The organism is Salmonella sp. A29-2, from assembly GCF_020150755.1.
Classification (GTDB): domain Bacteria; phylum Pseudomonadota; class Gammaproteobacteria; order Enterobacterales; family Enterobacteriaceae; genus Salmonella; species Salmonella enterica.
This window is the reverse complement of the sequence record NZ_CP083731.1, coordinates 3421669-3436308: the sequence shown is the minus strand read 5'-3', so window position 1 is coordinate 3436308 and position 14640 is coordinate 3421669. Positions and strand designations below refer to the sequence as shown.

12 protein-coding genes are annotated in these 14640 nt (G+C 51.9%); 5 read left to right on the top strand and 7 right to left on the bottom strand.

Features of this window, described 5'->3' with window-relative positions:
* Positions 1–39: 39 nt before the first annotated feature.
* From cyoE to K8W53_RS16765, 7 genes are all read right to left on the bottom strand, one after another.
* Positions 40–930, bottom strand: a complete 891-nt coding sequence (cyoE, locus tag K8W53_RS16795; RefSeq protein WP_000971352.1) for a heme o synthase — start codon at positions 928–930, stop codon at positions 40–42.
* An 11-nt stretch (positions 931–941) separates the two neighbouring features.
* Positions 942–1271: a cytochrome o ubiquinol oxidase subunit IV gene (locus tag K8W53_RS16790; protein WP_000019878.1), complete on the bottom strand. Its 330-nt coding sequence runs from the start codon at positions 1269–1271 to the stop codon at positions 942–944.
* A complete protein-coding gene (locus tag K8W53_RS16785) occupies positions 1271–1885 on the bottom strand; it encodes a cytochrome o ubiquinol oxidase subunit III (protein WP_000179831.1) in 615 nt (204 codons plus the stop codon). Before K8W53_RS16785 ends, K8W53_RS16790 begins: the two co-directional genes overlap by 1 nt.
* Positions 1875–3866, bottom strand: a complete 1992-nt coding sequence (gene cyoB, locus K8W53_RS16780) for a cytochrome o ubiquinol oxidase subunit I (protein ID WP_000467158.1) — start codon at positions 3864–3866, stop codon at positions 1875–1877. The genes K8W53_RS16785 and cyoB overlap by 11 nt, the downstream gene beginning before the upstream one ends.
* Positions 3867–3876: 10 nt before the next feature.
* Complete coding sequence (cyoA, locus tag K8W53_RS16775) at positions 3877–4833, bottom strand: cytochrome o ubiquinol oxidase subunit II (RefSeq protein ID WP_001239448.1); 957 nt, start codon at positions 4831–4833, stop codon at positions 3877–3879.
* 452 nt (positions 4834–5285) lie between these two features.
* Entirely contained in the window at positions 5286–6761 is a 1476-nt protein-coding gene (gene ampG, locus K8W53_RS16770) for a muropeptide MFS transporter AmpG (protein WP_000098483.1), read from the bottom strand.
* Positions 6762–6804: 43 nt separating this feature from the next.
* Positions 6805–7383 (bottom strand): lipoprotein, encoded by a 579-nt coding sequence (locus K8W53_RS16765; protein WP_001537832.1) that lies wholly within the window; start codon positions 7381–7383, stop codon positions 6805–6807.
* A gap of 303 nt (positions 7384–7686) precedes the next feature.
* Here K8W53_RS16765 and bolA point away from each other — a divergent pair, with 303 nt between their 5' ends.
* From bolA to lon, 5 genes are all read left to right on the top strand, one after another.
* Entirely contained in the window at positions 7687–8004 is a 318-nt protein-coding gene (gene bolA / locus K8W53_RS16760) for a transcriptional regulator BolA (protein ID WP_000973433.1), read from the top strand.
* A 346-nt stretch (positions 8005–8350) separates the two neighbouring features.
* A complete protein-coding gene (gene tig, locus K8W53_RS16755) occupies positions 8351–9649 on the top strand; it encodes a trigger factor (protein WP_023224677.1) in 1299 nt (432 codons plus the stop codon).
* Between the two features lie 246 nt (positions 9650–9895).
* Entirely contained in the window at positions 9896–10519 is a 624-nt protein-coding gene (clpP, locus tag K8W53_RS16750) for an ATP-dependent Clp endopeptidase proteolytic subunit ClpP (RefSeq protein ID WP_000122257.1), read from the top strand.
* Between the two features lie 251 nt (positions 10520–10770).
* On the top strand, positions 10771–12042 hold the full coding sequence (clpX, locus tag K8W53_RS16745; RefSeq protein WP_000130314.1) for an ATP-dependent protease ATP-binding subunit ClpX: 1272 nt from the start codon (positions 10771–10773) through the stop codon (positions 12040–12042).
* Between the two features lie 185 nt (positions 12043–12227).
* Positions 12228–14582 (top strand): endopeptidase La, encoded by a 2355-nt coding sequence (lon, locus tag K8W53_RS16740; protein WP_001067723.1) that lies wholly within the window; start codon positions 12228–12230, stop codon positions 14580–14582.
* Positions 14583–14640 lie beyond the last annotated feature (58 nt).

Genomic DNA, 14640 nt, shown 5'->3' with positions numbered 1-14640 from the left:
GAAAATAATGGCGTATCAAGCGATACGCCATCAAAAGTCTTACCAGACGTAAGTCAGCAGATTCTGCGAATTCGGCACCATAAAATCAACGGACATCATGATACTCAGCGCGGTAATCGCAATGATAGAGAAGCCGAACAGCTTGCGCGCCCAGACCTTATCATCTTCCACTTTGTAACCGCGTAGCGCCATGCCGAGCCACCAAACGCTGACCGCCGCGGCGACCACCAGGTATTTGTAACCGGCATAACCGCCCAACGTGAGCATTAGCGTTGCAACGGCAAACGCAATGATGTACAGCGTGATGTGGTTTTTAGCGACTGAGATTCCTTTTACCACCGGCAGAACCGGGATATTGGCCGCCTGATAGTCCTTAAAGCGGAAAATGGCGATGGCGTAAGAGTGCGGCATCTGCCAGAGACTGAAAATAGCCAACAGAATCGCCGCGCCGCTGTCAAAATCGCCCGTTACGGCGCAGTAGCCAATCACCGGCGGCGCTGCGCCGGAGAGAGAACCAATCAGCGTTCCGTAGACGGAGTGACGCTTCATGTACAAGCTGTACACGCCAACGTAGACCACGAAGCCCATTACCCCCAGCCAGCAGGCCAGAGGATTGGCGCCAAACCACAACAGCATAAAGCCAGCAATACCCAGCAGGGTGGCGTATACCAGCGAGACGCCAGGAGAAATCAGGCCTTTGACCAGCACCCGATTCTTGGTCCTTTCCATCTTCCTGTCGATATCCCTGTCGATGTAGTTGTTAAATACACAACCCGACGCCACAACCAGTGACACCCCGACCAGCGTATAGATGAACAGGGGATAGTCAATGCTGCCCTTTGAAGCCAGCAGAAATCCCCCGATCACCGAGATCAGGTTGCCAAAGATGATGCCTGGTTTCGTTACTTGCAGGTATTGCTTAAACATCATACTCGCCGCTCTTAGTGCATCATCATGTTGTAGTTGAGGTTCCACATAATCCAGATGGAGCCCACAACCAGGATGGCGATGATCAGCACGGTAAAGATGAAGGCCGTCATGTTCCAGCCTTCATCAGATTTGGTGTTCATGTGCAGGAAACACACCAGATGCACCAAAATCTGCACCACTGCCATTGCCAGGATAGATCCCAGAATAACGGCCGGAGAGGCAGCGCCAGTCATCACCATCCAGAATGGAATAACCGTCAGGATGACCGACAGGATAAAGCCGGTCATGTACGTTTTTACGCTGCCGTGGGATGCGCCGCCGCTCTCGGTAGAATGACTCATTACATCGCCCCCATCAGATAAACAACAGTGAATACGCAAATCCAAATCACATCCAGGAAGTGCCAGAACAGGCTCAGGCACATGATGCGGGTACGGTTAGTGCTGGTCAGACCGCGACGGGCAACTTGCACCATCAGCACCGCCATCCAGATCAAACCGGAAGTGACGTGCAGACCGTGCGTGCCGACCAGCGCGAAGAACGCAGACAGGAAGCCGCTGCGATCCGGGCCCATACCGTTAACAATCAGGTGATGGAATTCATAGATTTCCATCCCGATAAATCCGGCACCGAACAAGAAGGTCAACGCCAGCCAGGAGATAACCTGGCTCTTGTTGTTCTTGTGCATGGCGATCGCCGCCATGCCGTAGGTAATGGAGCTAAATAACAGCAGGAAGGTTTCAACCAGAACGAACGGCAGTTCGAAAATGTCCTTACCTGTCGGGCCGCCAGCGGTGCCGTTCACCAGAACGGCATAGGTAGCAAACAGAATAGAGAACAGAATGCAGTCGCTCATCAGGTAGACCCAAAATCCGAAGATTTTGTTCTGGCCTGCGTCATGGTGCCCGTGTTCGTGCGCGTGGGCAGTCGCGTGCGTTAAAGTATCAGTTGCCATTTTTCAGCCCTGCCTTAGTAATCTCATCGAAATGCTGGTTTTCCAGTTTTTCGACTTCCGGGACCGGCACGTAGTAATCCACATCTTCATCAAAGCTTTTTACAATCCAGCTGATGATCATGCCTGCGAAACCCACTATCGCCAGCCACCAGATATGCCAGATCATGGCGAAGCCAAATACCGTTGCGAAGGCGGCGATAACAATACCGGCACCGCTATTTTTCGGCATATGAATCTCTTCATACTGTCCAGGCTGTTGGTACGCTTCGCCTTTTTCTTTCATTTCCCAGAAGGCGTCACGTTCGTGAACGTGCGGCACAACGGCAAAGTTATAGAACGGCGGCGGAGACGAGGTTGACCACTCCAGCGTACGGCCACCCCATGGGTCGCCGGTCAGATCGCGGTTCTGATCGCGGTCGCGAATAGAAACGAAGATCTGAATCAGTTGGCACAGGATACCCAGCGCAATCAGCGCGGCACCGGCGGCGGCAACCATCAGCATCGTATGGAACTGCGGATCAATTTGCTGGCTGAGACGACGGGTCATGCCCATGAAGCCCAGTACGTACAGCGGCATAAAGGCTACAAAGAAACCGATAATCCAGAACCAGAAGGCGCGTTTACCCCAGGTTTCGTTCAGCTTGAAGCCAAACGCCTTCGGCCACCAGTAGGTCATACCCGCGAAGCAGCCAAACACCACGCCGCCAATGATCACGTTATGGAAGTGCGCAATCAGGAACAGACTGTTGTGCAGGACGAAGTCCGCGCCCGGTACCGCCAGCAGCACGCCGGTCATACCGCCGACCGAGAAGGTCACGATAAAGCCGATGGTCCACATCATTGCGGAATGGAAGACGATACGGCCCTGATACATGGTGAACAACCAGTTGAAGATCTTCACCCCGGTCGGGATGGCGATAATCATGGTGGTGATACCGAAGAAGGCGTTAACGTTCGCGCCTGCGCCCATCGTGAAGAAGTGGTGCAGCCAAACGATAAACGACAGTACGGTAATACAGACGGTCGCCCAAACCAGCGAGGTATAGCCGAACAGACGTTTACGCGAGAAGGTCGCTGCGATTTCGGAGAATACCCCGAAGACCGGCAGAATCAGAATGTACACTTCCGGATGGCCCCAGGCCCAAATCAGGTTGATGTACATCATCATGTTGCCGCCCATATCGTTGGTAAAGAAATGGGTGCCCAGATAGCGATCCAGGGTCAGCAACGCGACGGTAACCGTCAGAATCGGGAAAGAGGCGATGATCAGTACGTTGGCGCACAAAGAGGCCCAGGTAAAGACCGGCATCTTGAACATTGTCATACCCGGCGCACGCATCTTCAGGATCGTCACGAAGAAGTTGATACCGGTTAACGTCGTACCAATACCCGAGAGTTGCAACGCCCATATCCAGTAATCGACCCCGACGCTGGGACTGTACTCTATTCCCGATAGCGGCGGATAAGCCAGCCACCCTGTCTGCGCGAATTCACCCACGCCCAGCGAGAGGTTAACCAGGATAACGCCGACAACGGTGAACCAGAAGCTCAGGTTGTTCAGGAAAGGGAACGCAACGTCGCGCGCGCCGATCTGCAGCGGAACCACCAGGTTCATCAGACCGATAACGAAGGGCATCGCCACGAAGAAGATCATGATTACGCCGTGAGCGGTAAAGATCTGATCGTAGTGGTGCGGCGGTAGAAAACCCGCTTCGCCGGCGGAGGCAAGCGCCTGCTGGCTACGCATCATGATGGCATCGGCGAAACCACGTAACAGCATCACAATCGCGACGATGATATACATGATGCCGAGGCGTTTATGGTCAACCGACGTTAACCACTCTTTCCATAGGTAGGTCCACTTACCGAAGTAAGTAATCGCTGCCAGTATCGCCAGTCCCCCGACGATAATTGCAGCGATCGTTACCATGACGATAGGTTCATGGAACGGTACTGCATCCAGTGATAATTTTCCGAACATCTTATCTTCCTCAACCCTTGGAGTTGGCGGATTCCGCGTGGCTCATGTCCATACCTTCCATTCCTTCATGCGAGCTGTGCTCACCTTCAGGTTGGGTCATGTCCATGCTCTTACCGTGGTCCATGAATTTGTTAATAACGTCCTTGAACAAATCTGGTTTCACGCTGGAGAAATATTCCACCTTGTTGTACTCGCTTGGCATAGCCACTTTCTCGAACGCCGCCATATCATTCATGGTGTTCGGAGACTGCTTCGCTTTTGCGACCCATTGGTCGAATTCTGCGCGGTCTTTGGTGGCGATAGCTTTAAACTTCATACCAGAGAAGCCCGGGCCGCTATAGCTGGCGGAGATGCCATCGTAGGTTCCGGGTTCGTTGGCGATCAGATGCAAACGTGTTTGCATACCGGCCATGGCATAAATCTGGCTACCCAGACGCGGGATAAAGAAGGAGTTCATCACGGAGTTGGAGGTCACTTTGAAATAAACCGGCGTGTTCGCCGGGAAGGCGATCTCGTTGACGGTGGCGATACCCTGCTCCGGATAGATGAAGAACCATTTCCAGTCCATGGAAACCACTTCGATGGTGATCGGTTTTTCGTCATGCGCCAGCGGCTTGCTTGGTTCAAGCGCGTGCGTGGTTTTCCAGGTCAGTACGGCAAGGAAAATGATGATTAAGATAGGCACCGTCCAGACCACGGCTTCCACTTTATTGGAGTGTGACCAGTTCGGGCTATACTTCGCATCCTTATTACTCGCACGATACTTCCAGGCAAAACCAACAGCCATCAAGATGGCGGGAATAACGACGATCAACATCAGGCCAAATGCCGTCAGTATCAGCGAACGTTGCTCCAGTCCAATCTGTCCTTTGGGATCCAGCAGCGCAGAATTACAGCCACTGAGTAATGCAGTGCCTGCAATTAATGACAACCATCCCAAACTTTTATTGTATTTCCTGAGTCTCATTTAACGACCTCAATTCCACGGGACCTGGTGGCGTTTAAAGTGTAGGGGCATTTTACGGTAAGGTTACATTACTGTAAACATGATTGGTTCTGTGTTACCAAGTTCTGCCGCGCATGTCACATATGTTGCCAAGTATGTCGAAATAACTTTAAGACACTGTTGAAACTTTGCGTTATAACGGATGAGGTCTGTAAGTGGGATGTTGAGGGATAATTGGTATAACCAATGTAAAAATAAAACAATTACTTAACAATTTATTATCAATAAAAGGACAATCAACGGCAGAAATTTAAATTTAATCGGCTGAATCGTGTAAAGAAAATAGGTAGCGTAGAAATTACCAATAATTTCCAAAATTCTGTTGCGCACAAAAAGACAAATATATTTTTTATCAATTGATGGTTATTTAGCCGTTATAATTCCGGGTCGTTATTACAACGGCAAATAATGTTTTAGAGCAGGCGTGTTTTTCGTAGCGCCAGGTAGTCCAGCAACCCGCCAAAGACAATGCCGCACACGGCAACCACTACCGCGGTCTCAAGCAATCCGGGCAGGAATGAGAAGTTAGTGTAATCCACCGCGTTCATGGTCAGCAGGAGTACCCATACCGCCAGCAAAGCGACGCCCGCGAGCAGGATTGAAAGCGCGAAATTGTAGGCGCCACGGTATTGCGTGCGGGGAATGAAACGCTCGCTCTGCCAGCTATATTCCAGCGTTTGCCGACAGACCAGCAACAGTAACAGCCCGGGAACGGCGGCGACAACCGAGAAGAGGTAGAATGTCGGCCAGCCGTGCGCTTCAACGAACCAGCCCGCTACGGGACCAACATAAACGCGGCCTACTGCGGAGAGGGCCGACAGTAGGGCAAACTGTGTTGCGGAAAACGACTTATTACATAGCGTCATTAATAAGGCGACAAAGGCGGCAGTCCCCATCCCGCCGCACAGATTTTCGAAAAAGACCGCCGCGCCCATGCTGAACATGTTTTTATCGGTAATGGAGAGCAACCAGTAACCGGCGTTGGACGCGCCTTGCAAAATGCCGAAAATCAGCAGCGCGCGAAACAGCGAAAGACGCTGCATTAATATGCCGCCGTATAACGCGCCGACGATCGTTGCCAGCAGGCCCAGCGTTTTATTGACCACGCCGACTTCGCCGGCGTCAAAGCCGACGCCGCGAATCAAAAAGGTGGTGGTCAGGCTCATGGCGAAGGCGTCACCCAGTTTATAAAGCACAATGAGCAGTAAAATCAGCCAGGCGTTATTACGGCCAAAGAAATCGCGTAGCGGCGCGACGACGGCCTGTTCCAGCGATTTCGGGGAGGGGATAGTATCGGTCGGTTCCGGCGCCAGTAAGGTGGCGATAATGCAGGGGATCAGCAATGCCGCCATCAGCCAGTACATGCCCTGCCAGCCGAGCCAGCGATCGGCCAGCCATAGCGCCAGTCCGCCGGAAACCAGCATCCCCAACCGGTAGCCAAGCACGCTGATTGCCGCGCCAGCGCCGCGTTCTTCTGCGGGTAAAACATCGGTTTTCCAGGCGTCGAACACGATATCCTGCGAGGCGGAGCAAAAAGCAATCACCACCGCCAGCGCCGCCATCCAGCGTAGCTGCGTGCCGGGTTCAAGAAAGCCCATCGCCGCAATCGCCGCCAGTAACAACAGTTGGGTGGCGAGTAACCAACCGCGACGACGACCTAAAAAAGGCGGCGTGTAGCGGTCCATCAGCGGGGACCAGAGAAACTTAAACACATAGGCCTGACCAACCAGCGAGAAGAAGCCAATCGTTTTAAGATCGATATTCTCGACGGTCATCCACGCCTGTAGCGTACCGGAGGTGAGCGCCAGCGGGAGGCCAGAGGCAAAACCCAATATCAGCAGAATGGCTGAACGCGGTTGCTGGAAAATACGTAAATATTGACTTGACATAGGCATCTACAGACCCGGCTTTTGCCGGGTCTTGTTGTTGCTATTAACGGGCATTTTGCTTGATAAAATCGTGAATACTGGTGTCCTGAGACATATCAGCAATGGTATCGGTCAGAACGCTGTTCACCGCGTCGGCAATATTCTGGTTAGAGGCCTGGAACGCCCCTTCAATAGAGTAGTTGGCGCGATAGTTTTTGGTCATCTTGCTGCCATTTGCCGCGGTCGCAATAATCGCGATATCCGCTTTGGTCGCGATGTTGTAGCGCACGCTGCCCTGGGAAACATCAGCATACAGTTGGTTAACAATAATCTGCAGATTAACCGCGCCGTTAGGCCCGATCATATAGCCCCGTGCCGTCATCTGTTTTTCCAGGACTTCTTGTAACAGGAAGCGTAAATCGCGGGAGGCGGTTAACGTTACCAGCTGGTTGTTACGCGTGACTTTCGCTAACGCTTGATCCTGGCGTTGGTCCGCGCCGGTAATGCTAACGGTGACGCCCATCAGGCTCGGGTCCTGCTGTGGCAAGGTGATCTTCGGCGCGACGTCAATGGTCGTCGGCGGTGTGGCGCATCCTGCCAGCATAAACAGAGCGACTAACGGAAAGAGAAGTTTTTTTAACATATTCAGGCTCTCAATGACGCTTAAAACGTGATAGGTAAAAATTCCCGCCATCATAACACCGCTAACGGCGAGGGGAAGTGGTCAACGCAGGTAAATTCGTCGTAATGTCCGATTTGGTATTGATAACGGCGCGAGCGGGGATTTTGAGCGCTAAAAGAATGATTAAGGCAGTAAACTTCATACGTTTGGCTGAAATAATCAGACGAAAGCTAAATTTTTGTTGTCATGCTGTAATGGAAACGGTAAAAGCGGCTAGTATTTAAAGGGATGGGTGACATCACAGCGTTGTCGGAGGAGATTTTCATGATGATACGTGAGCAAATAGAAGAAAAATTAAGGACAGCGTTCGACCCCGTGTTTCTCGAAGTTGTGGATGAAAGCTATCGTCACAATGTTCCTGCAGGATCGGAAAGCCATTTTAAGGTCGTGCTGGTGAGCGATCGCTTTACAGGCGAACGTTTTCTTAATCGTCATCGGATGATTTACGGTACGTTAACGGCGGAACTCTCCACAACCGTACATGCGCTGGCACTGCATACTTATACCCTCAAAGAGTGGGAAGGGTTGCAGGATACTATCTTCGCGTCGCCTCCTTGTCGCGGCGCGGGAAGCATCGCGTAGCAAAACGGATTTGCAACTACCTCCGCTTTTCCAGTATGTTGCTACAGAATTATGTGAAAACGGCCTGCGGGCCGTTTTGTTTTGTCTGAATTTTGAGCGTGTCGTACAGTATTCAGACAAAAATTAGCCGAGAATTGTGAAAACCGCCGCAGCATCGCACAATCACCGTTCTCGACTCACAAAAGTGATGCCGCTATAATGCGCCGTCTTATATATGAACGTCTTCGGGATGATTCTGACGACAGGGAATGTGATTGATTATGAGAACATCCCGGTTCCGCGAAGCAAATAGCACGTGCTTGCGGAGTAGAGTTGACCGAGCACTGTGATTTTTTGAGGTAACAAGATGCAAGTTTCAGTTGAAACCACTCAGGGCCTTGGCCGCCGTGTAACGATTACAATCGCTGCTGACAGCATCGAGACCGCTGTAAAAAGCGAGCTGGTCAACGTAGCGAAAAAAGTACGTATTGACGGCTTCCGTAAAGGCAAAGTACCGATGAATATCGTCGCTCAGCGTTATGGCGCTTCTGTTCGCCAGGACGTGCTGGGCGATCTGATGAGCCGCAATTTCGTTGACGCGATCATCAAAGAAAAAATTAACCCGGCAGGCGCGCCGAACTATGTTCCGGGCGAATACAAAGTGGGTGAAGACTTCACTTACTCCGTCGAGTTTGAAGTCTATCCGGAAGTTGAGCTGACTGGCCTCGAGTCTATCGAAGTTGAAAAGCCGGTTGTTGAAGTCACCGACGCTGACGTTGATGTGATGCTGGAAACCCTGCGTAAGCAGCAGGCGACCTGGAAAGAAAAAGACGGCGCTGCTGATGCGGAAGACCGCGTGACCATCGACTTCACCGGCTCTGTAGACGGCGAAGAGTTCGAAGGCGGCAAAGCGACCGATTTCGTTCTGGCGATGGGCCAGGGTCGTATGATTCCGGGCTTTGAAGACGGCGTTAAAGGCCACAAAGCTGGCGAAGAGTTCACTATCGATGTGACCTTCCCGGAAGAGTACCACGCTGAAAACCTGAAAGGTAAAGCGGCTAAGTTCGTTATCAACCTGAAGAAAGTTGAAGAACGCGAACTGCCGGAACTGACCGAAGAATTCATCAAACGTTTCGGCGTTGAAGATGGTTCCGTAGCCGGTCTGCGCGCTGAAGTACGTAAAAACATGGAACGCGAGCTGAAAGGCGCGGTGCGTAACCGCGTTAAGTCTCAGGCGATCGAAGGTCTGGTAAAAGCTAACGACATCGACGTACCGGCTGCGCTGATCGACAGCGAAATCGACGTTCTGCGTCGTCAGGCTGCGCAGCGTTTTGGTGGTAACGAGAAACAGGCTCTGGAGCTGCCGCGCGAACTGTTCGAAGAACAGGCTAAGCGTCGTGTAGTTGTCGGTCTGCTGCTCGGCGAAGTCATTCGTACCAACGAGCTGAAAGCGGACGAAGAACGCGTTAAAGGCCTGATCGAAGAGATGGCGTCTGCTTACGAAGATCCGAAAGAAGTGATTGAGTTCTACAGCAAAAATAAAGAGCTGATGGACAATATGCGTAACGTCGCTCTGGAAGAACAGGCTGTTGAAGCGGTTCTGGCAAAAGCGAAAGTGTCTGAAAAAGCCACTTCCTTCAATGAGCTGATGAACCAGCAAGCGTAATTTTTCGCGTTAAAAGCACGAAATTTGCACAAAAACCCGTCACCTTTCAGTGACGGGTTTTTTTTGTCACGCATTTTGCATGGTAAGGGTGCGAAAACCGCGTTTCAGTGTTAGCGTTAGAACAAAAGATTGTTATGCTTGAATTATGGCGATGCCGTACCCATTACAGAGGGACTGGCTGATAATCCGTCCATCAGGTTACAATCAGTACAGCAGGTTTTTTCAATTTTTATCCAGGAGACGGAAATGTCATACAGCGGAGAACGAGATAATTTGGCCCCTCATATGGCGCTGGTGCCGATGGTCATTGAACAGACCTCACGCGGTGAGCGCTCTTTTGATATCTATTCTCGTCTACTTAAGGAACGCGTCATATTTCTGACCGGCCAGGTCGAAGACCATATGGCTAACCTGATCGTGGCGCAGATGCTGTTCCTGGAAGCGGAAAACCCGGAAAAAGATATCTATCTGTACATTAATTCTCCTGGCGGCGTAATTACTGCGGGGATGTCCATCTATGACACCATGCAGTTTATTAAGCCAGACGTCAGCACCATTTGTATGGGACAGGCGGCCTCTATGGGGGCGTTTCTGCTGACTGCCGGGGCGAAAGGCAAACGTTTCTGCTTGCCGAACTCTCGCGTCATGATCCACCAGCCGCTGGGCGGCTACCAGGGCCAGGCGACGGATATTGAAATTCACGCCCGCGAAATTTTGAAAGTAAAAGGGCGCATGAATGAACTTATGGCGCATCATACGGGTCAATCTCTTGAGCAGATTGAACGTGATACTGAGCGCGATCGCTTCCTCTCCGCGCCTGAAGCGGTAGAGTACGGTTTGGTTGACTCAATTTTGACCCATCGTAATTGATGCCCTGGACGCAAGTGTGCCGCTATACACTTCATCCTTCACGCTACCTCGGTGTTGGTTGCCAGCGCGCCTCCCAGTGACTTACTTATGTAAGCGCCTGCGGAGTCGCCGAGTTGCCGCCTTGATGTAGCTCGAATGATTTTGTGTATATACTAATGAAGGGCGGCACAACGCTGATTAGCGGCTTGCGCCTGAGAATGGCATTTGCGTCGTCGTGTGCGGCACAAAGAACAAAGAAGAGGTTTTGACTCATGACAGATAAACGCAAAGATGGCTCGGGCAAATTGTTGTACTGCTCTTTTTGCGGCAAAAGCCAGCATGAAGTGCGCAAGCTGATTGCCGGTCCATCCGTGTATATCTGCGACGAATGCGTCGATTTATGTAACGACATTATTCGCGAAGAAATTAAAGAAGTTGCTCCGCACCGTGAACGTAGTGCGCTGCCGACGCCGCATGAAATTCGTACCCACCTGGACGATTACGTTATCGGCCAGGAGCAGGCGAAAAAAGTGCTGGCGGTGGCGGTCTATAACCACTACAAGCGTCTGCGTAACGGCGATACCAGCAATGGCGTCGAGTTAGGCAAAAGCAACATTCTGCTGATTGGACCGACCGGTTCCGGTAAAACGCTGCTGGCGGAAACGCTGGCGCGCTTGCTGGATGTGCCGTTCACTATGGCGGATGCGACCACGCTGACCGAAGCGGGTTACGTGGGGGAAGACGTCGAGAATATCATTCAGAAACTGTTGCAGAAATGCGACTACGACGTGCAAAAAGCGCAGCGTGGGATTGTCTACATTGATGAAATCGATAAGATTTCGCGTAAATCAGACAATCCGTCCATTACCCGCGATGTTTCCGGCGAAGGTGTACAGCAGGCGTTGCTGAAACTGATCGAAGGCACTGTCGCCGCGGTTCCACCGCAGGGTGGTCGCAAACATCCGCAGCAGGAGTTCTTACAGGTAGATACCTCTAAGATTCTGTTTATCTGCGGCGGCGCGTTTGCCGGTCTGGATAAAGTGATCGCTAACCGTGTTGAAACCGGCTCCGGCATTGGTTTTGGCGCGACGGTGAAAGCGAAGTCCGACAAAGCCAGCGAAGGCGAGTTGTTGTCGCAGGTTGAACCGGAAGATTTGATCAAATTTGGTCTGATTCCTGAGTTTATCGGTCGTCTGCCAGTGGTGGCGACGCTGAACGAACTCAGCGAAGAAGCGCTGATTCAAATCCTGAAAGAGCCGAAAAATGCGCTGACCAAGCAGTATCAGGCGCTGTTTAACCTGGAAGGCGTCGATCTGGAATTCCGTGACGAAGCGCTGGACGCTATCGCCAGGAAAGCAATGGCGCGTAAAACCGGCGCCCGTGGTCTGCGTTCTATCGTCGAAGCGGCGCTGCTGGATACCATGTACGATTTGCCATCTATGGAAGACGTCGAAAAAGTGGTGATCGACGAGTCCGTTATTGCCGGTCAGAGTAAGCCGTTGCTGATTTACGGCAAACCGGAAGCGCAGGCTTCTGGCGAATAATTAAACATTCATACAATCAGTTAGCCAAAAAAGGGGGGATTTTATCTCCCCTTTCGTTTTTCCTGTAAACACGCCGTTGAATGTGTGGGAAACATCCCCATATACTGACGTACATGTTATAGGTGGTATGGAGCACAGCTATACTATCTGATTACCTGGCGGACACTAAACTAAGAGAGAGCTCTATGAATCCTGAGCGTTCTGAACGCATTGAAATCCCCGTATTGCCCTTGCGCGATGTGGTGGTTTATCCGCACATGGTCATACCCTTATTTGTAGGGCGGGAAAAATCTATCCGTTGTCTGGAAGCGGCTATGGACCATGATAAAAAAATCATGCTGGTCGCCCAGAAGGAAGCATCAACGGATGAGCCGGGTGTAAACGATCTTTTCACCGTCGGGACCGTGGCCTCTATTTTGCAGATGTTGAAACTGCCTGACGGCACCGTAAAAGTGCTGGTCGAGGGGTTACAGCGCGCGCGTATTTCCGCGCTGTCTGACAACGGCGAACATTTCTCCGCGAAGGCGGAGTACCTTGATTCGCCAGCCATTGATGAGCGAGAACAAGAAGTGCTGGTGCGTACCGCTATCAGCCAGTTCGAAGGCTACATCAAGCTGAACAAAAAAATTCCGCCGGAAGTGCTGACGTCACTCAATAGCATTGACGACCCTGCACGTCTGGCTGACACCATCGCCGCGCATATGCCGCTGAAACTGGCGGATAAACAGTCCGTACTGGAGATGTCCGACGTTAACGAACGTCTGGAATATCTGATGGCGATGATGGAATCTGAAATCGATCTGCTGCAGGTTGAGAAACGCATTCGCAACCGCGTGAAAAAGCAGATGGAGAAATCCCAGCGCGAGTACTATCTGAACGAGCAAATGAAAGCGATTCAGAAAGAACTTGGCGAGATGGACGACGCGCCGGACGAAAACGAAGCGCTGAAGCGTAAGATCGACGCGGCGAAAATGCCGAAAGAGGCGAAAGAGAAAGCGGAAGCGGAACTGCAGAAGCTGAAAATGATGTCTCCGATGTCGGCGGAAGCGACCGTGGTGCGCGGCTACATCGACTGGATGGTGCAGGTGCCGTGGAATGCGCGTAGCAAGGTCAAAAAAGACCTGCGTCAGGCGCAGGAAATCCTCGATACTGACCATTATGGTCTGGAGCGCGTGAAAGACCGCATCCTTGAGTATCTCGCGGTTCAAAGCCGTGTAAATAAAATCAAGGGGCCGATCCTGTGTCTGGTGGGGCCGCCGGGGGTAGGTAAAACCTCGTTGGGCCAGTCCATCGCTAAAGCAACAGGGCGTAAATACATCCGTATGGCGCTGGGCGGCGTGCGTGATGAAGCGGAAATCCGCGGTCATCGCCGGACTTACATTGGCTCTATGCCGGGTAAACTGATCCAAAAAATGGCCAAAGTGGGGGTTAAAAACCCACTGTTCCTGCTCGATGAGATCGACAAAATGTCTTCTGACATGCGTGGCGATCCGGCTTCCGCACTGCTGGAAGTGCTGGATCCGGAGCAGAACGTGGCGTTCAGCGATCATTACCTGGAAGTGGATTACGATCTCAGCGATGTGATGTTTGTCGCCACTTCCAACTCCATGAACATTCCGGCGCCGCTGCTGGATCGTATGGAAGTAATCCGTCTGTCCGGTTATACCGAAGATGAGAAGCTGAATATTGCTAAACGTCACCTGCTGCCGAAGCAGATCGAGCGTAACGCGCTGAAGAAAGGCGAACTGACGGTCGACGATAGCGCGATTATCGGTATTATCCGCTATTACACGCGTGAAGCGGGCGTGCGTAGTCTGGAGCGTGAAATCTCCAAACTGTGCCGCAAAGCGGTTAAACAACTGTTGCTCGATAAGTCGTTAAAACATATCGAAATTAACGGTGATAATCTGCACGACTACCTCGGTGTCCAGCGCTTTGATTATGGCCGCGCGGATAGCGAAAACCGCGTAGGTCAGGTGACGGGCCTGGCGTGGACGGAAGTGGGCGGCGATCTGTTGACCATCGAAACCGCCTGCGTCCCGGGCAAAGGCAAGTTGACCTACACCGGCTCGCTCGGTGAAGTGATGCAGGAATCTATTCAGGCGGCGCTGACCGTGGTGCGCGCGCGCGCGGAAAAACTGGGTATTAATCCGGACTTTTACGAAAAACGCGATATCCACGTTCACGTGCCGGAAGGCGCAACGCCGAAAGACGGTCCAAGCGCCGGTATCGCGATGTGTACCGCGCTGGTTTCCTGCCTGACTGGTAATCCGGTGCGCGCAGATGTGGCAATGACCGGTGAGATCACCCTGCGCGGTCAGGTGTTGCCGATCGGCGGCCTGAAAGAAAAACTGTTGGCGGCGCATCGCGGCGGGATTAAAACGGTCTTAATTCCATTCGAAAATAAACGTGACCTGGAGGAAATTCCGGACAACGTGATTGCCGATCTGGATATCCATCCTGTGAAGCGCATTGAGGAAGTTCTGACGCTTGCTCTGCAAAACGAACCGTCTGGAATGCAGGTTGTAACCGCAAAATAGTGACCTCGCGCAAATAGCGCTAATAAAAACAGGGCTGGCAGGCTATTTCGGACTTGCC